15 protein-coding genes and 1 tRNA gene are annotated in these 22,481 nt (G+C 50.3%); 8 read left to right on the top strand and 8 right to left on the bottom strand.

All coding sequences use genetic code 11. The features are described from left to right. The first annotated feature begins 323 nt into the window (after positions 1-323). The 5 genes from ACMGG3_RS20865 (at position 324) to ACMGG3_RS20845 (ending at position 11,012) form a co-directional block, all read left to right on the top strand. Positions 324-2,399: an AAA family ATPase gene (locus tag ACMGG3_RS20865; RefSeq protein WP_414149425.1), complete on the top strand. Its 2,076-nt coding sequence runs from the start codon at positions 324-326 to the stop codon at positions 2,397-2,399. Next, complete coding sequence (locus tag ACMGG3_RS20860) at positions 2,392-3,678, top strand: McrC family protein (protein ID WP_414149424.1); 1,287 nt, start codon at positions 2,392-2,394, stop codon at positions 3,676-3,678. The genes ACMGG3_RS20865 and ACMGG3_RS20860 overlap by 8 nt, the downstream gene beginning before the upstream one ends. 203 nt (positions 3,679-3,881) lie before the next feature. Next, on the top strand, positions 3,882-6,473 hold the full coding sequence (locus tag ACMGG3_RS20855; protein WP_414149423.1) for a type I restriction-modification system subunit M: 2,592 nt from the start codon (positions 3,882-3,884) through the stop codon (positions 6,471-6,473). A gap of 1 nt (position 6,474) precedes the next feature. Next, positions 6,475-7,767 (top strand): restriction endonuclease subunit S, encoded by a 1,293-nt coding sequence (locus tag ACMGG3_RS20850; RefSeq protein ID WP_414149422.1) that lies wholly within the window; start codon positions 6,475-6,477, stop codon positions 7,765-7,767. Positions 7,768-7,781: 14 nt separating this feature from the next. Further along, entirely contained in the window at positions 7,782-11,012 is a 3,231-nt protein-coding gene (locus ACMGG3_RS20845) for a type I restriction endonuclease subunit R (RefSeq protein ID WP_414149421.1), read from the top strand. Positions 11,013-11,447: 435 nt separating this feature from the next. Here the strand turns inward: ACMGG3_RS20845 and ACMGG3_RS20840 are convergent, their stop codons facing one another. From ACMGG3_RS20840 to rraB, 5 genes are all read right to left on the bottom strand, one after another. Next, positions 11,448-12,707 carry a tyrosine-type recombinase/integrase gene (locus tag ACMGG3_RS20840; RefSeq protein WP_313048865.1) on the bottom strand — a complete coding sequence of 420 codons (1,260 nt, stop codon included), beginning with the start codon at positions 12,705-12,707 and terminating at the stop codon, positions 11,448-11,450. A 199-nt stretch (positions 12,708-12,906) separates the two neighbouring features. Beyond that, positions 12,907-12,991, bottom strand: a tRNA-Leu gene (locus ACMGG3_RS20835). A gap of 104 nt (positions 12,992-13,095) precedes the next feature. Then, positions 13,096-13,824, bottom strand: a complete 729-nt coding sequence (locus ACMGG3_RS20830) for a hypothetical protein (RefSeq protein WP_020885380.1) — start codon at positions 13,822-13,824, stop codon at positions 13,096-13,098. A gap of 30 nt (positions 13,825-13,854) precedes the next feature. Then, positions 13,855-14,613, bottom strand: coding sequence for a tRNA isopentenyl-2-thiomethyl-A-37 hydroxylase MiaE (gene miaE, locus ACMGG3_RS20825; RefSeq protein WP_063214247.1), 759 nt, complete (start codon positions 14,611-14,613; stop codon positions 13,855-13,857). A gap of 46 nt (positions 14,614-14,659) precedes the next feature. Further along, positions 14,660-15,085, bottom strand: coding sequence for a ribonuclease E inhibitor RraB (gene rraB, locus ACMGG3_RS20820; protein ID WP_014168417.1), 426 nt, complete (start codon positions 15,083-15,085; stop codon positions 14,660-14,662). A 120-nt stretch (positions 15,086-15,205) separates the two neighbouring features. Between rraB and argL the strand changes: the two genes are divergently transcribed. From argL to xynR, 3 genes are all read left to right on the top strand, one after another. Continuing rightward, positions 15,206-15,280 (top strand): putative translational regulatory protein ArgL, encoded by a 75-nt coding sequence (argL, locus tag ACMGG3_RS20815; protein WP_223399268.1) that lies wholly within the window; start codon positions 15,206-15,208, stop codon positions 15,278-15,280. Continuing rightward, a complete protein-coding gene (argF, locus tag ACMGG3_RS20810; RefSeq protein ID WP_032679528.1) occupies positions 15,250-16,254 on the top strand; it encodes an ornithine carbamoyltransferase in 1,005 nt (334 codons plus the stop codon). Before argL ends, argF begins: the two co-directional genes overlap by 31 nt. Before the next feature lie 133 nt (positions 16,255-16,387). Next, positions 16,388-17,146, top strand: coding sequence for a DNA-binding transcriptional repressor XynR (gene xynR, locus ACMGG3_RS20805; RefSeq protein WP_150343809.1), 759 nt, complete (start codon positions 16,388-16,390; stop codon positions 17,144-17,146). A 4-nt stretch (positions 17,147-17,150) separates the two neighbouring features. Here the strand turns inward: xynR and ACMGG3_RS20800 are convergent, their stop codons facing one another. From ACMGG3_RS20800 to yagF, 3 genes are all read right to left on the bottom strand, one after another. Next, positions 17,151-18,770 carry a glycoside hydrolase family 43 protein gene (locus ACMGG3_RS20800; RefSeq protein ID WP_414149420.1) on the bottom strand — a complete coding sequence of 540 codons (1,620 nt, stop codon included), beginning with the start codon at positions 18,768-18,770 and terminating at the stop codon, positions 17,151-17,153. A gap of 11 nt (positions 18,771-18,781) precedes the next feature. Continuing rightward, the gene (locus ACMGG3_RS20795; protein ID WP_251884412.1) at positions 18,782-20,164 is read right to left on the bottom strand and encodes an MFS transporter; all 1,383 of its coding nucleotides are present in this window, start codon (positions 20,162-20,164) and stop codon (positions 18,782-18,784) included. A gap of 335 nt (positions 20,165-20,499) precedes the next feature. Beyond that, positions 20,500-22,467, bottom strand: coding sequence for a xylonate dehydratase YagF (gene yagF, locus ACMGG3_RS20790; protein WP_025205737.1), 1,968 nt, complete (start codon positions 22,465-22,467; stop codon positions 20,500-20,502). Between the last annotated feature and the right edge of the window lie 14 nt (positions 22,468-22,481).

Genomic DNA, 22,481 nt, shown 5'->3' with positions numbered 1-22,481 from the left:
TCAAATAGTAGCTTATTGCACTTCAACATTAACCACACAACTTAAATGGTTATGTGACAGATATCTCTAAAAGTAATATGGCGTTAGAAATTTAGTGGCACTCCTGTAGAACCCAAATAATGGGTGAGAGCAAAAAAAATTTTTACTTTCAACCTGTACTCATTGTTTTGCAACAAACAAGAATTCGATTAACTGACAGTTCTCCATCAACGCTGGGGGCTTAACTCTGAAATCTGGCTACAACTTGATACCAGATAAAACTTGGTTAAAATTCATCACGTAGCCTAAATGACAAGCGATGTCACAGCAAAGGAAAAGTCACGATGACTCTTTTAGATAGTGTCGAAGCAGGCAAGCTGACGATCAGTGAATTGATTGATGCGCTGGCGAAAGATAAAAATTACTCAGCTTCCAAGTGGGATCAGCGATACCGTGAATTTACGACCTTGCTACAACAAACCTCAACTTTTTCTGAGCCTGAAACGGATGATTTAGTCAAGAGGCTCTGGTATGAACGTGATAACGGTATTGCCAGTATTCGTCAGGGCGTTCCATCATTAGCAGAATATCAGCAAAGCCTCCCATTGCTTAGAGAACTCACTGAACGTGTTCGTCAGCAACCGAATGAAGCTACCTACCAATATGTAGGCAGTGCGCTGCAGCAGGCCAAAGAGACCGGACAGCTTAAGCGCATGTATTGGAGTTTAAGAAATCGTGTCTTTGCCGCGTTCTCCCCAGAAAACTACACCAGTACTGTGGATGAGAATGCTTTCAATAAAGCAGCAGAATTCCTAAATCAACACTTCCATCTCGATTTGGTACTGACCGGAAATTGGTTACAGAAAAACTATGAATTGAAACAAGCTATACACGCCCAATCTCCTAACACAGATCCTTATTACGTGAATATGGCCATCTGGCATCTCTATGAATTGCTCCGTGAACGCGATAATGAACAAAAGCAGGAGAAAGTAGCTAGCACAACACCCTCAACCTGCAGTGAGCCCATCGGGAACAAGACCATTCCACATTCACCAACTAACGTAATCTTCTTTGGCCCCCCAGGCACAGGCAAGACCTTCACGTTGCAGCAAAAAATGAAAGAGTACACTTCTCATGCTGTTCCTGCTGATCGTGATGCCTGGCTGGATTCTCGCCTTGAATCGTTGAACTGGATGCAGGTTATAACGCTGGTGCTGCTCGATCTTGGGAAACGAGCCAAAGTTCGCCAAATGACGGAACACGAGTGGTTCCAACGCAAAGCGCTGCTAAATGGCCGTAGTAGCAACTTTTCTCAAACTGCCTGGGCGACGTTACAATCCTTCACCATTCCAGGATCAACTACTGTTGCGTACAAAGGTCGTCGTGAACCTGCGATCTTCGACAAAACTGCCGATAGTGAATGGTTTTTGGTCGAATCACAGTTAGAGCAAGTGGATGAGCTACTTACTCTTTACGCAGAATTAAAACAAGGCCCAAAATCTACCGAAGCCATACAGCGTTTTGCAGTGGTTACGTTCCACCAATCTTACGGCTATGAAGAATTTATTGAGGGTATCCGCGCTCGCTCTGACGAGAGTGGCAATATATCTTATCCCATTGAGCCGGGTATTTTTATGCGCCTTTGCCAACGTGCTAATGCCGATCCAGCACATCGCTACGCCATTTTCATTGATGAGATCAATCGCGGAAACATATCCAAGATCTTTGGTGAACTAATCTCACTCATTGAAGTAGACAAGCGTGCGGATATGTCCAATGCAATGAGCCTGCAACTGTCTTATAGCGGTGATCACTTTAGCGTACCCGCCAATGTCGACATCATCGGAGCCATGAATACAGCGGACCGTTCTTTAGCTCTGATGGACACGGCTTTGCGCCGTCGTTTTGACTTTGTCGAGATGATGCCAGATCTCTCTTTACTGAGTGGAGCTAAGGTGAAAGGCATAGAGCTTGAGTCGTTGTTAGAAAAACTCAATAGCCGCATCGAAGCGCTTTACGATCGTGAGCATACACTGGGACATGCATTCTTTATGCCGGTAAAAAATGCACTCGATACCGGTGATGAAGAAGCTGCGTTTAAACAATTGAAGATCGTATTCCAGAAAAAGATCATTCCCCTGTTGCAGGAATACTTTTTCGATGACTGGAACAAGATCAGGCTAGTGCTGGCAGATAACCAGAAACAAGACGACAGCCTGCAATTCGTGATTGAGAAAACCGACGATCTCGATACGCTTTTTGGTAACAACCATGGTTTACGACGCCATGATCAGCAATCGACAGCTTACGAGCTCGAAGCATTTGATCAAGAGGTCTGGAATATGCCACAGGCTTATCGTTCAATTTATCAGCCACAGCAGACCACTCCTGATGAGCAGGCCGTAAACCATGGGTGAAGTTATCTCAGTTTTTGAATATGACCTGCTGGGGAGTGGAAAAGCGGCTTCAGTTGGCGCAAAGCTGGTGCCTCAACAGGTCTTTGATTATTTAGAAACACTTAGCCTAACAAGTGATCAAGGAAGCCAGTTTCTCAAACTCACCTCTCGTTCAGGTTTCAAATTACTGCAGGTGCAAAACTACGCGGGGATGCTTTCTACGCCTCACGGTATCCAACTTGAGATACTGCCCAAGATTGGTAAAAACCTCACGGCTGCGAGTGCGCGAGAAACATTCATTACGATGCTAAGTCACCTGCCTGGGTTTCGACATATTCAAACCCAGCAGACCACTCTTCAGGCACAACGCATGCCTTTGCTCGAGATTTTTATCAGCCAATTTTTACAAAGCGTCAGCCAATTGCTTAAACAAGGTTTACGCTCCGACTATGTGAGCGAGCAAGGTAATCTGGCTTTTATGAAGGGCAAGCTGATGCTCTCCGCACAGCTACGACATAACGCGGTAAATCGCCATAAGTTTTGTGTCGATTATGATGAGTATATGCCTGATTGTGCTGCCAATCGGCTCTTACACTCCACACTGGATAAGTTACTTAGTCTGCAGCTGTCAACAGAGAATCAACGCTGGCTTTACGAACTTCGCTTTGCGTTTGACGGTATTCCGCTTAGCCGGGATATTGAAAGTGATATAAACAGCTTACGCCTCAAGCGCGGTATGGCTCATTACAACGAGCCAATGGCGTGGGCGCAATTGATCCTGAGAGGAATGAGCCCAAGTGCATTGCAGGGAAACACCAAAGCGATATCACTTTTGTTTCCTATGGAAGCGGTATTTGAATCCTTTGTGGCACAGACCCTACCCTACGAATTACCTTCTCACCTAAAAGTTTTTCCTCAAACAGCAACTTATTCTTTGGTAAAGCATGGACTTAAAGATTGCTTTAAGCTTCGCCCAGACTTGCTGATTCAATCTCAGCAACCGATTCAAACCAAAATGGTGATGGATACAAAATGGAAGCAGGTGAATAGCAGCCAGCAAAAAAAATCACTTTATGGACTAACGCAATCCGACTTCTATCAAATGTTTGCCTACGGCCAAAAATACCTTGGCGGAACAGGCGAAATGTACCTGATTTACCCTGCGCATGATGACTTTAGCCAACCCATACAGCAACATTTTGCTTTTTCAGAGACCCTAAAACTATGGGTTGTGCCATACCAGATAACGGCAAAGCGTGGCGAGAGAATGATGTGGGCGAGTGATATGTTAATTACATAGTGACTAAGCCATTTCGAATGGGCCAGTCCAAAACATCGACGCTGTCTCAGACAAAGTGGTTGTGTTGATAGGAATGGGGACAGTAGTCCCTCATTAACCCCGACTCGAAGGCCCTGCCGCTAGCAAGAAGCTCTTATCAAAAGTACAATCAAAACCCTAAAATAGCCCTTTTCGAAAAAGAATTGCTTTTAACAGGACTTATAGTGAATAAACAACAGCTTGCGGCAAAAATCTGGGAATCAGCCAACCAGATGCGTTCTAAAATTGAAGCCAACGAATACAAAGATTACATACTCGGTTTCATCTTCTACAAGTACCTAAGCGACCAGCTAGTGCAGTTTGTCACCAGGAAGGGTATGACGCCCGAAGACATCAAAGCCCTCAATGAAGAAGACGCCGACGCTGTTAAATACGTGCAAGACAATCTGGGCTACTTTATAGCCTACGATAATCTGTTTTCTACATGGATTGATCCAACATCCGAATTTGATGAATCTAACGTGCGTGATGCGCTCTCCGCCTTTAGCCGTTTGATTTCGCCAACATACAAAAAACTTTTTGATGGTATCTTTACCACCTTAGAAACAGGTTTAAGCAAACTGGGTGAAAGCGCTGGCAAACGTACCAAAGCCATCAGCGACTTACTTCATCTGATTAAAAGCATCCCCATGAATGGCAATCAAGGGTATGACGTACTGGGTTATATTTACGAATACCTGATTGAAAAATTTGCTGCCAATGCCGGTAAAAAAGCCGGTGAGTTTTACACACCTCATGAAGTTTCTGTATTGATGTCGAACATCATCGCCCATGAGTTAAAACATAAAGATACCATCAAAATTTATGATCCTACTTCTGGCTCTGGTTCGTTACTAATCAATATCGGTGAGGCATTCGAGAAATACGCGAAAAATAAAGACAGCATCACCTATTACGCTCAAGAGTTAAAAGCCAATACCTACAACCTAACCCGTATGAACCTCATCATGCGCGGTATTAAAGCCAGCAACATTAAAACCCGTAATGGTGACACCCTAGAAGAAGATTGGCCGTATTTTGATGACAGCGATCCTCAAGGCTCATACTACGCCTTGCATGTCGATGCCGTGGTGTCTAACCCGCCTTACTCACAAAACTGGGACCCCAGCTTTAAAGACAGCGATCCGCGCTATTCACGTTTTGGCTTAGCGCCTAAAACCAAAGCAGATTTTGCTTTTTTACTGCACGACCTCTATCACCTAAAGCCCGATGGGATTATGGCTATCGTACTACCTCATGGTGTTCTGTTCCGTGGCGGTGAAGAAGGTGAAATTCGCAAGCAGCTTATTGAACAGAATCATATTGATGCCATTATTGGTTTACCGGCCAATATCTTTTTTGGCACCGGCATTCCTACGGTGATTTTGATACTCAAGCAAAAACGCAAAAATACCGATGTATTGGTGGTCGATGCCTCCAAACACTTTATGAAAGAAGGCAAAAACAACAAACTGCAAGCCAGTGATATCAAGCGCATTACTGATGCGGTGATTAACCGCGAAAATATCGACAAGTTCTCGCAACTGGTGAGCAAACAAACCCTGCGTGACAACGGTTACAACCTCAACATACCGCGCTATGTGGATTCTTCAGCGGCGGCAGAAAGCTGGGATTTACACGCCACCATGCTCGGCGGCATTCCCAACAGCGAAATTGCCGAGCTACATAATTTTTGGCAAGCTTTCCCGCTATTGCGCGGTACTCTGTTTACGCCAAAATCCGCCGCTTACAGTGAGCTGGCCATTGACAAACAAGACGTCAACGCCAGCATCAGTGAGCACCCGCAAGTGTCAGCGTTTATTAGCGCCTACAGCCAGGCCTTCAATGGCTATGATGAGCAGCTAAACACCCAGTTAATACAAAACTGGCAAAACGTACAGCGTAACCAACAAGAAACGGTATTAAGTGCCGAGCTATTTGCTCGTTTAGCGCCCATAGCCTTAATCGACAAATACCTGGCTTACCAGTTTCTGAACAACCAGTGGCAAATCATCAGCGCCGATTTAGAAATGATGCAAACCGAAGGCTTTGCCGCCACCAGACAAGTTGACCCTAATATCGTCATCAAGAAGAAAGACGGTAAAGACACCGAAGTACAAGACGGATGGAAAGGCCACATACTGCCCTTTGATTTAGTGCAACAAACTTACTTAAGTGATGACTTACAGGCTCTGGCAGCTAAAGAAACCCGCCTGGCGGAAATCGGCAGTACGCTTGAAGAAATTTTAGAATCCTTGAGCGAAGAAGAAAAAGAACAAGATACGGTCAAAGAAAGCAAAGACGGCTTTGCCAATGCCGAATTAAGCAAAGCCGCCAAGGCCTTCCTGAAAGAACAAAAAGACAGCAAAGTTAAATTCGCCGAAGACAGCTATGAAGCCAAAATCATTCGCGCGAACAAATTAACCAATGATGAAAAAGCCCTTAAAAAAGCGGTTAAAGACGCCGCCACGGCCCTGCACTTAAAAACCAAAAAAACCATCGAAGAATTAACTGATGAACAAGTGAACAACTTGCTGCACCTTAAATGGATTGCGCCATTAAGCACCGAACTCGCTACTATGCCTAGCACCGTGATTACCCAGCTCACCAACCAAGTACAAGCCCTTGCCGATAAATACGCCGTCACCTATTCGCAAGTGGCCAATGAGATCAAAACCACAGAGCAAGAACTGTCGGAGATGATGGGTGAACTTACAGGTAATGAGTTTGATATGCAGGGTTTGGCTGTACTCACCAGCTTATTGAAGGGTGAATAAGATGAATATGGATAGTAAGGTGCCAGAAATTCGGTTTAACGGGTTTAATGGGGAGTGGGTGTATAAAAAACTGCAAGACCTAGCTGACAAAGGGTTCAGCAATGGTGTATTCAATGATCCTCAAAAAGTAGGAAAAGGGTATCGCCTAATTAATGTTAAAGATATGTACACAGGAGATTCAATTAATATTAACAACCTTTCTCTTGTAGATATTGACGAAAAAGAATTCAAGAATAACAAAGTTGAATATGGCGATATTTTCTTCACAAGATCTTCTTTAGTCAGAGAGGGGATTGCATATTCAAATGTAAACCTGAGTGTTCGAAATGACATCACATTTGATGGTCATTTGATTAGAATGCAGCCCTGCAAGGCTACTACTGATCCTGTTTTTTTGGCTTATTTATTTAAAACATCTTCTGCACGCAAACAGTTTATTCTCGGTGGTAAAACTACAACTATGACCACGATAGGTCAGAGTGATATTGCTGTAGTCGAATTAGCACAGCCAGATAAACCAGAACAAACCCAAATCGGCAGTTACTTCCAAAAGCTAGACGCGCTGCTCAACCAACACCAACAAAAGCATGACAAACTCAGCAGCATTAAAAAAGCCATGCTTGAAAAAGTGTTCCCCAAATCAGGCGAAACCATACCAGAAATCCGCTTTAAAGGGTTTTGCGGGGAGTGGGAGAAGAAGCCATTTGGATCTTGCTTTGTCAACGTACCGAACAATACTCTTTCTAGAGCAGACTTAAACTACAAAACTGGATTGGCCAAAAATATTCACTATGGCGATGTATTAATTAAATTCGGTGAAGTTCTGGATGCAACTAATGAGCTTTTGCCTTTTATTACAAATAATGACGTAGCCAATAAGCTAAAACATGCTGCCTTGCGCGATGGTGATATCATCATTGCAGATGCTGCTGAAGATAACATGGTTGGAAAATGCACCGAACTATTTAATATAAATGAGCAATTGATTCTTTCTGGATTGCACACGATTGCGGTTAGGCCTACGTTGCCTTTTGCTTCTAAATATCTTGGATACTACTTAAATTCATCTTCATTTCATGATCAGCTTTTGTCATTGATGCAAGGTACAAAAGTATTATCAATATCAAAGACTGCAATACAGAACACAAATGTTGGATTTCCAAAGAGTGTGGAAGAACAAGCCGCAATAGGCAACTACTTCCAAAAACTCGACAATTTGATCAACCGACACCAACAACAAATCACCAAACTCAATAACATCAAGCAGGCCTGCTTAAGTAAAATGTTTGTCTAACAGGGAGCTCCACTATGACCACCTTTAAAACCGAAACGCAATTTGAGCAGGCCTTTATTGAGGTACTCACCAACAAAGGTTGGGAGCCGGAGATACTCAAAAACAAAACCGAAGCCGATTTACTGCAAAACTGGGCAAACATTTTGTTTGAAAACAACCGCCAGCGGGATCGCTTAAACGATTTTCCGCTTACCGCGACTGAAATGCAGCAAATTATTGAGCAAATCAAAGAGCTTAAAACCCCGCTCAAGCTCAACGGTTTAATTAACGGAAAAACCGTGGCGATTAAACGCGATAACCCTGCCGATACCTTGCATATGGGCAAAGAAGTCAGCTTAAAAATATACGACCGCCAGGAAATCGCTGCAGGCCAAAGCCGTTACCAAATTGTGCAGCAACCCAAATTTGAACGCAGCAGCCCTTTGCGTAACGACCGACGTGGTGATGTGCTATTACTGATTAACGGGATGCCGGTAATCCATGTAGAGCTAAAGCGCAGCGGCATTCCAGTTAGCCAGGCCGTAAACCAAATTGAAAAATACAGCAAAGAAGGCGTATTTAGCGGCCTGTTTTCGCTCATCCAGGTGTTTGTAGCCATGGAGCCCAACGAGGCCAAATACTTTGCCAACCCAGGGCTAGACGGCAAGTTTAACCCAGACTATCAGTTTAACTGGGCCGATTTTAATAACGAGCCCATGAACCACTGGAAAGACATTGCCTCTACCTTACTTTCCATCCCTATGGCGCACCAATTGATTGGCTTTTATACCGTCGCCGACGATACCGACGGCGTGCTTAAGGTCATGCGCAGTTATCAGTATTACGCCGCCAATGCGATATCTGACAAAGTGGCCAAAACCAACTGGCAACAACTGGGTAGCGCGGCCAATAATCCCGATCGCCTCGGTGGTTATGTGTGGCATACCACGGGTTCGGGTAAAACCATGACTAGCTTTAAATCGGCGCAGTTAATTGCACAATCGAAAGATGCCGATAAAGTGATTTTTTTAATGGACAGGATTGAGCTGGGTACCCAATCTCTGACGGAATATCGCAATTTTGCTAGCGATGGTGAAACCGTTCAAGCTACAGAGAATACTCATGTACTCATTACCAAATTAAAAAGCAGTGCAACTTCCGATACGTTAATTGTTAGCTCCATTCAAAAAATGAGTAATATTTTTGAAGAAGCTGATGATGAGGGAACAGCAAAAAATTCAGCTGATATAGAAAAAATCCGTGCTAAGCGCCTGGTATTTATTATTGATGAAGCACATCGCTCAACGATGAGTGGAGGCAAAGAAAATAAACTAGGCATGCTGGTAAGCATTAAAAAAACATTCCCTAAGGCACTTTTTTTTGGTTTTACCGGCACGCCAATTCATGATGAAAATAAAATCAATAGCAATACTACTGCTGATGTATTTGGTAACGAGTTGCATCGCTATAGCATAGCCGATGGTATACGTGATGGTAACGTTTTGGGCTTTGATCCTTACAAAGTACCTACTTTTAGAGATAGTGATCTTAGGAAAGAAGTTGCATTAGAACAAGCTAAGGCTAATTCGGTTTCTGATGCGATGGCGGATCCCGCTAAAAAGAAAAAGTTTAATCACTTTTTAAATGACGTACCGATGGCTGGCTATAAAGATGCCACAGGCAAATACCATAAAGGCATTGAAGACTATGTACCTAAAAGCCAATATTTAACGGCTACCCACCAGGAAAAAGTCGTCAGTGACATTTTAGATAAATGGGATGTACTCAGCCAAGGCAATAAATTTCACGCAATTTTAGCCACAAATAGCATCGCTGAAGCGATTGACTATTACCGGCGTTTAAAAGCGGCCAAACCTGAGCTAAAAATCTCAGCCTTGTTTGATCCAAATATTGATAACGACGGTAGCGATGACCGAGGCCCAACGTTTAAAGGCGATGGGCTGGATGAAATTATGAGTGACTACAATAAGCGTTATGGCCACGATTTTGATTTTGCCCGCCACGCCGCTTTTAAAAAAGATTTAGCGGCACGCCTTGCTCATAAAAAACCTTACGAACGCATACATACCGAGCCTTCAAAGCAATTAGATTTATTGATTGTCGTGGATCAAATGCTCACTGGTTTTGATTCTAAATGGCTTAATACTTTGTATTTAGACAAGGTAATAAAATATCAAAATATAATTCAAGCGTTCTCACGCACCAATCGCTTGTTTGGTCCCGACAAACCCCACGGCATCATCCGTTATTACCGCTACCCACATACAATGGAGCAGCACATTAATGCTGCGGTAAAACTCTATTCCGGCGATAAGCCTATCGGCTTGTTTGTTGACAAGTTAGAAAGCAATCTTAAAGCCATAAATGAATTAGTAGCTGACATTACCGAGCTGTTTGTTACCGCTGGTGTGGAGAATTTTGAAAAACTGCCAGACGATATAGAAGCCTGTGCCCAATTTGCCAAGTTGTTTAATACCTTTAACCAGCACCTGGAAGCGGCTAAAGTACAAGGCTTCCATTGGGAACAGTCGATCTATTCCTTTACTGAAAATAATGCAGAACATGAAGTAACGCTGGCTATAGACGAACAAACTTACCTGAGTCTGGTCCTGCGCTATAAAGAATTAACAGCCAAAGGTGAGCACGATGGTGCAGGTGGTGGCGATGTGCCTTTTGATATCAGTGGTTATTTAACTGAAATAGATACCGGCAAAATCGATGCCGACTATATGAATAGCCGATTCGATAAATATTTAAAAGAGCTGAACAAACCCCAGGACCCTGCAAGCATTGAATCCACATTAAATGAACTGCACAAGTCGTTTGCAACACTCACCCAAATTGAGCAGAAATACGCCAAACTCTTCTTGCACGACTTGCAGCGCGGCGATGCTCAGCTCGTTGAAGACCATACTTTCAGAGACTACATCAACATCTACAAAAATAACGCTGAAAATGCGCAAATAAACGCAGTTATTAGCGCTCTTGGTGTAGATAAAGAACTACTCATAGCATTAATGGTTGATAGTGTTAATGAGAAAAATCTAAACGATTTTGGTCGCTTCGATGCATTAAAAGAATCGGTAGACAAGGCAAAAGCAAAAATCTATTTTGAAAAACAAGATGGCATAACCATACCTCTATTTAAGCTTAATATACGCATTGAACAGTTTTTAAAACAGTTTATTTTTGCACAAAAAAATGATTTTTTAAGTGACACAGATGTTGTTGGTGATGTGAAGTGATGGACGTCCCTCAGCATGAGGCCCTATCATACTTATGCTGAGGGATCTTTTTCAGAGATTCTGCACATGAACTCGATAAAAGTGAATAGTCCGGTTATACGGAATACTTACAGTAATCTCACCACGCATGAGTTGCGTAAGGGTTATGCAGATAATTGTTTTTTGCCGCATAGACAATAGTATAAATAAAGTCGTCAATGTCTTTCGGAAAATATAATTTAGTTTTTTCATGCGTAATCCACCTCCTAATCAGCCTAAGGGAGCCGTAGCCATTACGTTAATTTTATTATAAAACAAAGATGAAAGTTTCTTAGCCTTCACAGATTGCTCAAGCGATTTACAGCATTGCCCGAGCTGATTTATGAGTCTGTAAATAATAAATTAGCAAACACAATAAGGCATGCCCAACGCATGCCTTATAGAAACTCTTTTTAATCAGCTCGCATTTAATTTAGCAAAATCAAACGGGCTAATCCCTTTCTCGCGATTTGCATCCAGAAAATCCGCCCACCACTGTAGCATCAACTTGCGTTCATCCAGATGCTCTGCTTTATGAATGTAAGCCGCACGTACTAAGTTACGTTCCATATGGCTCATTTGTCGCTCTACAGCATCCCTTGACCACAGCCCTGACTCAATCAGCGAGCTACATGCCATAGTCCTGAAGCCATGCCCACAAACCTCCACCTTAGTGTCATACCCCATAACACGCAGCGCCTTATTCACCGTGTTTTCACTCATCGGTTTACGAGGGTTATGATCGCCAACGAAAACAAAATCACGCTCGCCACTAAACTTGTGAACCTGTTTCAGAATTTCTAATGCCTGGCGAGACAGCGGTACTAAGTGAGGTGTACGCATTTTAGAACCACGTTGCGAATGCTTAACACCTTCTATAGCTTCTCGTTCTGCCGGGATTGTCCACATTGCCCTTTCAAAATCGATCTCTGACCAACGGGCAAAGCGCAACTCACTGGAACGAATAAAAATTAATAACGTTAGCTCAACAGCCAGACGGGTTAAAGGCCGTCCGGTGTAGCTATCAATTCGGTGGAGTAGTTCAGGTAAGCGTTTCAGTTCAAGTGCTGGTCGATGGACACGATTACTGGAAGCAACTGCCCCAGCCATCTCCTGAGCAGGATTGTAATCGATCAAACCGCTTTGCACTGCATAACGCATAATCGCATTGGTACGCTGCTGAAGACGCGAAGCCACTTCAAGACGCCCTGTAGCCTCAACTACTTTGATAGGCACAAGGAGATCGCGCGTACTAAAACTATCAATACTGCGCTTCCCAATTGTTGGGAACAAATTATCTTCCAGGCTCTTCAGCACCCGTCGGCTATGCTCTTCTGACCATTTTTTATTTGCTGCGTGCCACTCTCTGGCAACTGACTCAAAAGTAATAGCTTCTTTCGCCTGTTCTTCTTTCACAGCTCGTTTGTGCTCGCGAGGATCGATTCCAGCAGCAACAAGCCTTCTGGCCTCTTCCCTCTTTTGACGAGCATCAGCCAAGGATGTTTCAGGATAAACCCCAAACGCCATCAGGTGCTGCTTACCACCAAAGCGAAAGCGGAACCGCCAGTATCTAGAGCCGTTGGGGTGAACCAACAAAAACATGCCATCCCCATCGACTAGGGTGTACTCCTTTTCCTGCGGTTTCGCAGAACGCACTTTGATATCTGTCAGAGCCATAAAAGTTATCCTTCCATGTGCCGCTGTGAGTATACAACCATTATCGAACCAGCATATATACTCGGTTCTATACTCACAAGCGACTTGATGTGGGTTGACTCAGATTGACTTCTGTTGAAAGGAAAATCGCGGAAAGCCTTGAGTGGCGCGGATTTCAGGCACAAAAAAAGACGTCCGTTGACGTCTATTGATGTTCCGATGGTGCCGAAGGCCGGACTCGAACCGGCACGTATTTCTACGGTTGATTTTGAATCAACTGCGTCTACCGATTTCGCCACTTCGGCACTGAAGGGGATGCGGAAACGTTGTGGATTATACCTGTCGCGCGCCGCCATGCAAGCGGCGACGCGCTAAACCTACGCTAAGTGCCCAAAAAACCAGCGCCCTGTCATTCTACCTCGGAAACCGCCAGCCGAATCACGCCTGCCGCCTTCTGCTCTGGCAGCGCCAGCACCTTCGCCCACATCTCCTGCACCATGTCGCAGGAGAGCTTCTCTTTGCCCACCGCCTTCTCCGGCATCTGCAGCAGCTGGATGTCCTCGCCGTACTTGTCGGCCAGCGTTTTCATAATCGGGCGGACATCCGTCACCGCGGCTTCGCGTTCTTCCGGGGTCACGGTGTGGCGATTTTTGCCGTAGGCCGCGCGCATCATGTCGGCGTCGGCCTGCATGCGCCGCGTCATCAGGTCTTTATCCAGCATGCGCATCGGGTTGACGCCCCCTTTTACCGCCGGGTAGAGGAAGCGGAAACAGGCGTCGTCGCTCACCTTCTGGATGGCGGCGGTCTGCTCCATGTTGATCGTCATATAGTTCACCACGTTAGCGTCCGGCGCGTTTTGCAGGCGCGACATCTGCAGATGCAGGATCTGCGGCTGGATGGTGTCGATAATCTTCTGCTCCGGCTCGCCGGCTTTTTGCAGGGCCGCCATCTGGTCAAGAATGCGCTGATGAAGCACAGGCTCTTGCTCTTTAATCACCTGCCAGGCGGGCATTGCGTTGAGGGTGGTATCAAGCTGCTGTTCGGGGGTGTGCTGGCGTTGTTTATCGAAGTAGACCCAGAACGCCACGACGGCGGCCAGGAGAGTCACCACGACTATACGGATCCACGTTTTATTCATCTCGCATCCTTTTCTTTTCGCTATGCCGGTTTACACCGGCACGCCGCTGTGAAAGCGAAACTCATTGTCCGGTGTCAAGATAAGTGTGGCTTCAATTTCGCCAAAAAGCTGTATGCGCGGTGAGATATCGTCGTCGCTCACCTGTTGGGCAAGCGTCAGGTAGTCCTGATAGTGGCGCGCTTCCGAGCGCAGCAGCGAGAGATAGAATTTCTGCAGGTCGTCGTCGAGGAACGGGGCCAGCGCGGCGAAACGCTCGCAGGAGCGGGCTTCGATGTAGGCACCGCAGATGAGCTTGTCGATAAGCGTCAGCGGTTCGTGCGTGCGCACCGCTTTCAGCATCCCTTTGGCGTAGCGGCTGGCGGTGATTTTGACGTACGGAATGTCGCGCGCCAGCATCGCCTCGCGCACCTGCCAGAAGTGGTGCAACTCTTCTTTGATCAGCAGCACCATGCTGTCGATAAGCGCCTGGCCCCACGGGTCGTCGGTTTTGGGCATGACGCTTTTGCCAATCTGCTTGTGCAGGGCCACAAAATCCGGTTCCGGGCCTTCGCGGAAGGTGAACGCTTCGTAGGGTTTGAGCCAGTCGAGCAGCGCGTCGGCACCGCTTTCGTCGGCGACGTATTTGCGCACCAGCAGCAGCGCGGTCTGGGCGGCCTTGAGCTCGCACACCATGTGGTCGGTGAGCAGCAGCGGCAGGTTCGCTGGGTCGCGGGCGTGATCAATCCATGCTGGCGGGGTCGGGCACTGGAGGAAGTTAAGAACGGGGGCGAGTATCTGCGGGTAATCCATGGTTCTGCCTTGAAAAAGCGGTGGCACGCGCCACCGCCTGAAACGCTTAGTGACGCACGCCGTCGTCGTCTTCGTCGATGAAATCTTCGTCGTCGCCTTCTTCGCCGTCTTCACCGTTCGGATCTTCGAAGTAGGTTCCCCAGCCGTCGTATTCCACTTCAAACTTCTCGGCCAGGTTCATCAGCTGTTCGACCTGAGCGTCGATCAGCTCTGCTTTCAGCGCGCCTTCGCTCAGAATATCGCAGCAGATGACGGTGTCGCCCTCTTCCACTTCCAGCTCTTCCGGCTCGGTCACTTCGTAACCCAGTTTGAAAGCTTCTACCGCCAGTTTTTCCAGCGCGTCGAAATCGTCAGCAGAGAAATGGTGCTCGATGGTGTACAGCGCGTCCGGATCGCTACCGTCTTCCAGCAGTTCTTCGATAATCAGGCGCGTCTCTTCGCGTTGCTCTTCCAGGTGTTCCGGGTTTGCCATGGCTCATTCCTCTTTAAAGTGCGGCAGATACTTCTATTTTCACACACGGACGGGTTTGCCTCCACCTTTGTTGGAAAGATTTGTGAAACGGGGTTGCAAATGAATAATTAGACATATAAAGTGAATTTTAATTCAATAAGTGGCGTTTGCCATGTGAGGATAAAATGTCTGATCTGTACAAGAAACACTTTCTGAAATTGCTCGATTTTACCCCTGCACAGCTCAATTCCCTGCTGACCCTTGCCGCTCAGCTTAAAGCCGATAAAAAAAAGGGTAAGGAAGTACAAAAGCTTACTGGCAAAAACATCGCGCTCATCTTCGAAAAAGACTCAACCCGTACACGATGCTCTTTCGAAGTTGCCGCATTTGACCAGGGCGCGCGCGTCACGTATTTAGGGCCGAGCGGCAGCCAGATTGGGCATAAAGAATCAATTAAGGACACCGCGCGAGTACTCGGGCGGATGTACGATGGCATTCAGTATCGCGGTCACGGCCAGGACGTGGTCGAAACGCTGGCGCAGTATGCGGGCGTGCCGGTGTGGAACGGGCTGACCAACGAGTTCCACCCGACGCAATTGCTGGCGGACCTGCTGACCATGCAGGAGCACCTGCCTGGCAAAGCGTTTAACGAGATGACGCTGGTTTATGCGGGCGATGCGCGTAACAACATGGGTAACTCGATGCTGGAAGCGGCAGCGTTAACCGGGCTGGATCTGCGTCTGGTGGCACCGAAAGCCTGCTGGCCGGAAGAGCGCCTGGTGGCGGAGTGCAGCGCGCTGGCGGAGAAGAATGGCGGGAAGATCACCCTGACGGAAGAGGTCGCGGCCGGCGTGAAAGGGGCGGACTTCATCTATACCGATGTGTGGGTGTCGATGGGCGAGGCCAAAGAGAAGTGGGCCGAGCGGATTGCCCTGCTGCGCGGGTATCAGGTGAACGCGCAGATGATGGCGCTGACCGGTAACCCGGACGTGAAGTTCCTGCACTGTCTGCCGGCGTTCCATGACGACCAGACCACGCTGGGTAAGCAGATGGCGAAAGAGTTCGATCTGCACGGCGGAATGGAAGTGACGGACGAGGTGTTTGAATCGGCGGCGAGCATTGTGTTTGACCAGGCGGAAAACCGGATGCATACCATTAAGGCGGTGATGGTGGCGACGCTTGGGGAGTGATCCTCTGCGGTCTGGTGCCCTCACCCCGGCCCTCTTCCACCGGGAGAGGGCGTAAACCGGCGCCGCTTCATTGATTTTTCCGCCTGAAAAAGGTACGTTTTCGCCTTAATTCCTGCGTGGACATACCAGCATTATGCCGATTATTCAGTCTGTTGAACGTGCGTTGCAGATCCTCGACCTGTTTAACGAGCAGGCCACCGAGCTTAAGATCACCGACATCAGCAAACTGATGGGGCTGAGCAAAAGTACCCTCCACTCGCTGCTGAAAACCCTGCAGCTTCACGGCTATATCGATCAGAACCCGGAAAACGGTAAATATCGCCTCGGCATGAAGCTGGTGGAGCGCGGTCATTTTGTGGTGGGCTCAATCGATATTCGCCAGAAGGCGAAAGGCTGGCTGACGGAGCTGTCGCAGCGTACCGGGCAGACCACCCATCTGGGGATCCTGGACGGTCGTGAAGGCGTTTATATCGAGAAGATTGAAGGCAAGCTGGCGGCTATCGCCTATTCGCGCATTGGTCGTCGGCTGCCGGTTCACGCCACCGCCATCGGCAAGGTGTTGATTGCCTGGCTTGGCGAGGCCGAGCTGAACACCCTGCTTGAGGGCTATCAGTACATCACCTATACCCCTTCCACCCTTGCCTCCCGCGACGCGTTGCTGGAGGCCCTCGCAAAGACCCGCGAGCAGGGTTACGCCTTCGACCGCGAAGAGAACGAGCAGGGCGTGCGCTGCGTGGCGGTACCGGTGTGGAACCATGAATCCCGCGTGATTGCCGCCCTGAGTCTGTCGACGCTGACGTCGCGGGTGGATGACGCCGAACTGGCCAGCTTCCGCGAGCAGCTTCAGCAGGCCGGGCTCCAGCTCTCACGCGCGCTGGGTTACCCGGCCTGAGCCGCTATTTCGCGGCCGGTTCGTAGGTGAAGTAGTCAAAGTCTGCGTGGCAGCCGTCACCGCTGATGTCTTCGCAGTGCAGGCCGACAAACGCGCCGGTAAAGAAGCCGCGCCCGCCGATGTAGTCATCCGACAGTTTCCACGCTTCATACGTCACCGGCACGGTGTACCACGTGTCACCGTCAAACGAGTAGCTGTAGCGGTAAACCAGGGTGTCGACGTCAACCCGTAACCAGATGCTCTCTGCGCTGTCCGGTACCGGAATCGGCTGTTCATGCAGCGGCCACGACGGCACGTTGTGGTCAAGCTGGATCACTTTGATCGTTCTGCCCTGCTCCTCTTCGTAGTCCACAAAGCAGTAGCTCCAGTTTTTACTGTTGTAGTAGCAGGTCAGCCCGGCGCTCTGCTGGAAGTGAACCGGCGAGAACTGCATGCGCGTCTCTGCCCGGAAGGCGAAGTGTTGCCAGCGGCGTGCCACGGTCGACTGGGTAAAGGTCGAGTTGAGCGAGTCGTTGCCGTATAGCCGCAAATACCCCGGGCGCACGCTCAGCGAGCCGAGGGTGTCGTCGAACGGAATGCGCAGGGTCTGCAGCTCCGGGTCAAGCGTGCTGCCGTCGAAATTCTCCCGCCAGCTGTCCCGGGAGGCGGCGGGCTGCTCCGCTATCTGCGGGCCGGGGACGGTCAGCTGCGCGTGTTTACCGCCGTCAACGTACGGCCAGCCGTCGCGCCATTCGATGCGCGCAATGCCGGTCTCGCGTCCCAGCGGGCAGTAGCCGCGCCCGCCCGAGGCCAGCAGCGGTATGCCCGGCAGGCGCAGCGGTCGGCTGGTGAGGTAGGCCATATACCACTCCCCGGTGTGGGTCTGCAGCAGCGAGCCGTGGCCGCTCTTCTGCAGCGGGTTCTCCGGCAGATGCCAGCTGGTCATCATCGTCACGTCCGGATGCAGCTCGTACGGCCCGTCGAGCGTTTTTGAGCGCAGCACCACTACCGCGTGTTCATAGCTGGTGCCACCTTCGGCGACCATCAGGTAGTACCAGCCCTCTTTACGATAAAGGTGCGCCCCTTCGGTGTAGCAGAGCGGCGTGCCGGTAAACAGGGTTTTGCGCTCGGGCGAAAGGGTACCGGTCTGCGGGTCAAACTCCTGCATCACGATGGTGTTATGCGGGTTACTGTGATGGCGCGGCCCCCACGGCCGGTAGAGGTAGTATTTGCGGCCATCGTCGTCGTGGAACAGCGACGGGTCAAACCCTCCGTTGCCCATCGGGATCGGTTCGCTCCACGGCCCCTCGATGGAGGGCGCAGTGACGAGGAAGTTACGGCCATTTTTCCACGGCGAATCGACAATTTTCACGTCGGTGTACAGTAGCCAGAATTGGCCATCGGCGTAGCTCAGGCACGGTGCCCAGATGCCGCCGGAGTCCGGGTTGCCCTTCATGTCCAGCATCGACACCCTGTCCAGCGGCGTGCTGACCAGCGACCAGTTCTTCATGTCGCGGGAGTGGTAGATGCGCACGCCCGGAAACCATTCAAACGTCGAGGTGGCGATGTAGTAATCCTCCCCCTGACGGCACAGGGACGGGTCCGGGTTAAAGCCGGTGAGGATCGGGTTTGTTATCGTTGTCATGTTGCCTCCTGTTAATGGGATGCGGCTGTCGCAGCGTCGGGCACGGCGTCACCCTGCGTTGCACGGTGCTTAATCAGCTGCTGGCTGATGGCCGCCACGCGGGCGTCGGTGAGTTTGTAAAACGACAGCATGATGAACATGCCCACGTAGAGCACCACCGGCACCACGCAGAACAGAATTTTAATGGTGGTCAGCACTTCGACCGGCTGCACGCTGCTGCTGGCGGAGTAGTTCACATACGCCAGGATCCAGCCCACCACCGCGCCGCCAATCGCCAGACCGATCTTCAGGCTGAACAGGTAGGTGGAGAACACCAGCCCGTCGAGGCGGCGACCGCTGCGGCTCTCCTCGTAATCCACCACGTCAGAGGCCATCAGCCACTGCAGAGGCGTGGTGGTGTTAAAGACGAACAGGAACAGAATGTTAAGGGCGAAAATCAGGGCGATATGTTCGGCCGGGATGAAGAAAATCAGCAGGCTGATCAGGGAGTAGGCCACGATAATCCACTTGAAGGCGGTCACCCGGTCAAAGCGCCCCAGCAGGCGGGATGAGCAAAGCGAACCAAACATGGTGGCGAGGCTGCCGTAAAGCAGAAACTGCGTCGCCATCTCCGGGTGATCCATGACGTACTTCACGAAGTAGAGCGTCGCCCCGCCGCGGACCACGTTGGAGCAGGTCGCCATCATTTTGAACGCACACATAATGCGCCACTGGGTATTGCCGAACAGAAGCTTGAGGTCTTTCGACACCGACGACCCCGGCTGCACCTCAAAGGTGTAGCGCTCTTTGGTGGTGAAGAAGCAGACGTAGAGCAGCACCACGCCACTCAACCCCAGCACGCACATGGCGCCGAAATAGCCGACCTGCTCATCGCCTTGACCAATGATGCTCACCAGCGGCAGCGCAATACCACTGATGGCCAGCGATCCCGCCGCCGCGAGGAAAAAGCGCCAGGACTGCAGCGCGTGGCGCTCTTTCGGGTCAGCGGTGATGACGCCCGGCATGGCGCAGTAAGGGACGTTAACGAAGGTGTAAACCAGGGTCAGCAGAATGTAGGTTATGCAGGCGTAGATGATTTTACCCTGCGCGGAGAAGTCCGGCGTGTAGAAGGTCAGCACGCAGACAATCCCAAACGGGATCGCGCCCCACAGCAGGAACGGGCGGAACTGGCCGTGACGCGTGCGGGTGCGGTCAACCAGCAGCCCCATCAGCGGATCGGTGACGGCATCCAGCACGCGGGAAACTAAAAACAGCGTCCCCATAATGCCCGCCGACAGGCCAAACACGTCGGTATAGAAATAGGCCAGCAGGAACATGGTGGCCTGCCAGACAAAGCCGCAGGCGGTGTCACCCAGCCCGTAGCCAATTTTATCTTTCATGGTTAATTGCATCATTACCCCCAACGGCAGTACGTGGAACAGTGCAAACGCCAGGGTCCTGATTCAGGCAAATAAATGCCCGGTGCATCATCAGGAATACACCCTTATTTCGTGTGCTGAATTCACAACATCGTGTTAATAGAGTGTAATTAGGTGTTCAATTAACCGACAATGGTCATATCTTATTTCTGAATTATGATATTTTGCTTTTGTGACGCCACTCGACATCCTGATATCATTTAAAGACCTTGCTTTTCATGCAATTAGATTATTTACGCAATAATAAAAAACAGACATGCAAAAGCCGTCCACGGAATATTTTCCGTAGACGACAAGAGCCAGAAATATAATTAAAGACCGAGCGCTTTTTTACCGGCGTTAATTACCTCGATGATTTTATCGGTGTCATAAATACACCCTTTCCAGGTGCCGCCGCTCACCGACTGCAGAGCCGCCCACAGGCGGGTATCGTCCGGCAAAAATGCGTGGGCGTGCAGGTCAGGATGCACCGGACGCGACGCCAGCACGCGCGCCCCCTCTTCCGGCGTCAGCGGCTGTTCCGCCGTGCCGATAAAGTTAACGCTGCCCGTTAAGGACAGGCGGTCGACGCTGATCTCAATGATATCGTTGTCGCGCAGCTTGCCGATGGGGCCACCTGCCAGCGCTTCCGGCGACACATGGCCGAAGCACGCCCCGGTTGATACCCCCGAGAAGCGCGCATCGGTGATCAGCGAGACCGTCTTGCCCCACGAGATATGTTTCAGTGCGGAGGTCAGCTGGTAGGTCTCTTCCATGCCGGTGCCGGACGGGCCTCCGCCAATCACCACCATAATATCGCCCTGCTGGATAGCCTCCTGCTTAATGGCCTTGATGGCCTGCGCTTCAGAGACAAACACCCGCACCCGGCCGGTATGGCGGTAAACGCCATCGTCATCCACAACAGACGGGTCGATGGCCGTGGCTTTGATCACCGACCCTTCGGGCGCGATATTGCCGGTCGGGAAGCAGACCGTCGAGGTCAGGCCTTTCGCATGGGCGCGCTCAGGCGGCAGGATCACGTCATCCGGATCGACGCCATCCTGCTCGCGCAGGCACTGACGAAAACGCGCCCGACGCGCTGAGTTTTCCCACCAGTCGAGGTTCTCCCCGACCGTCTGGCCGGTAACGGTCATGGCATCTTCATGCAGCAGCCCCAGCTTGCGCAGATGGAGCATAACCTCCGGCACGCCGCCCGCCAGGAAAGCACGCACCGTCGGGTGGTAGTCCGGGCCGTTTGGCAGCACGCTCACCAGACGCGGAACCTTACGGTTGATGCGTGTCCAGTGCGCCACATCCGGAATGGTGCAGCCCGCCGCATGGGCAATCGCCGGGATGTGCAGCAGCAGGTTGGTGGAGCCGCCAAACGCCGCGTGAAGCACCATGGCGTTTTCAATGGCTTTGTCGGTCAGGATATCGCGGGTCGTGATCCCCCGGTTATCCAGCTCGCTCACCGCCCGCGCAGACTGACGGGCAATCTCCAGCCACACGGCCTGCCCGGACGGGGCGAGCGCGGAGTGCGGCAACGCCAGACCCAGCGCTTCGGCCACCACCTGTGACGTTCCCGCGGTGCCGAGAAACTGACAGCCGCCGCCGGGTGATGCGCAGGCGCGGCACCCCAGCTCGGCGGCTTCCTGCAGCGACAGCTCATGGTTAGCGAAACGCGCACCAATGGTCTGCACTTTTCCGGCATCTTCCCCCACGGTCGGCGGCAGCGTCGCCCCACCCGGCACCAGAATGGTCGGCAGATCATGCATGGAGGCCAGCGCAATCATGGTCGCGGGCAGCCCTTTATCGCAGGTTGCCACGCCGATCACCGCGCGCCGCGTCGGCAGGGAGCGGATCAGACGACGAAACACGATCGCCGCGTCATTACGGTACGGCAGGGAGTCGAACATGCCGTGGGTGCCCTGAGAACGTCCGTCGCACGGATCGCTGACGAAGGCCGCAAACGGGATCCCACCATTACGGGTGATCTCCTTCGCCGCCGCCTGCATCTGCATGCCAATCTCCCAGTGCCCGGTGTGGTAGCCCAGTGCAACAGGTCGCCCGTCCCCGGCGCGAATGCCGCCCTGCGTACCGATAATCAGCACCTCTTTGCCGGTCAGCTTGTTGGCGTCCCAGCCCATACCGGCGTTTTGCGTCATACCAAACAGATTACCGCTGGGGGATTCCATCAGCATTTGCGGCGTCAGCGGCAGCGCCCCCTGCGGCCCTGCCGCATGGGTGATGACGGCATAAAACGCATCGTCCTGGGGGGTAAAAATTTTCTCAATGGTCATCGTCGTCTTCCGGC

The organism is Enterobacter sp. BNK-18, assembly GCF_047456135.1.
Classification (GTDB): Bacteria; Pseudomonadota; Gammaproteobacteria; order Enterobacterales; family Enterobacteriaceae; genus Enterobacter; species Enterobacter ludwigii.
This window is presented reverse-complemented; position numbering and strand designations above follow the sequence as displayed.

What these genes read in the sequence shown, in the direction of transcription:
- ACMGG3_RS20845 (WP_414149421.1), top strand. Translation starts at nt 7,782, where the DNA reads ATGACCACCTTTAAAACCGAAACGCAATTTGAGCAGGCCTTTATTGAG.
- ACMGG3_RS20830 (WP_020885380.1), bottom strand. Translation starts at nt 13,824, where the DNA reads ATGAATAAAACGTGGATCCGTATAGTCGTGGTGACTCTCCTGGCCGCC.
- ACMGG3_RS20865 (WP_414149425.1), top strand. Translation starts at nt 324, where the DNA reads ATGACTCTTTTAGATAGTGTCGAAGCAGGCAAGCTGACGATCAGTGAA.
- ACMGG3_RS20800 (WP_414149420.1), bottom strand. Translation starts at nt 18,770, where the DNA reads ATGACAACGATAACAAACCCGATCCTCACCGGCTTTAACCCGGACCCG.
- rraB (WP_014168417.1), bottom strand. Translation starts at nt 15,085, where the DNA reads ATGGCAAACCCGGAACACCTGGAAGAGCAACGCGAAGAGACGCGCCTG.
- miaE (WP_063214247.1), bottom strand. Translation starts at nt 14,613, where the DNA reads ATGGATTACCCGCAGATACTCGCCCCCGTTCTTAACTTCCTCCAGTGC.
- ACMGG3_RS20850 (WP_414149422.1), top strand. Translation starts at nt 6,475, where the DNA reads ATGAATATGGATAGTAAGGTGCCAGAAATTCGGTTTAACGGGTTTAAT.
- xynR (WP_150343809.1), top strand. Translation starts at nt 16,388, where the DNA reads ATGCCGATTATTCAGTCTGTTGAACGTGCGTTGCAGATCCTCGACCTG.
- ACMGG3_RS20860 (WP_414149424.1), top strand. Translation starts at nt 2,392, where the DNA reads ATGGGTGAAGTTATCTCAGTTTTTGAATATGACCTGCTGGGGAGTGGA.
- ACMGG3_RS20795 (WP_251884412.1), bottom strand. Translation starts at nt 20,164, where the DNA reads ATGATGCAATTAACCATGAAAGATAAAATTGGCTACGGGCTGGGTGAC.
- argF (WP_032679528.1), top strand. Translation starts at nt 15,250, where the DNA reads ATGTCTGATCTGTACAAGAAACACTTTCTGAAATTGCTCGATTTTACC.
- ACMGG3_RS20840 (WP_313048865.1), bottom strand. Translation starts at nt 12,707, where the DNA reads ATGGCTCTGACAGATATCAAAGTGCGTTCTGCGAAACCGCAGGAAAAG.
- yagF (WP_025205737.1), bottom strand. Translation starts at nt 22,467, where the DNA reads ATGACCATTGAGAAAATTTTTACCCCCCAGGACGATGCGTTTTATGCC.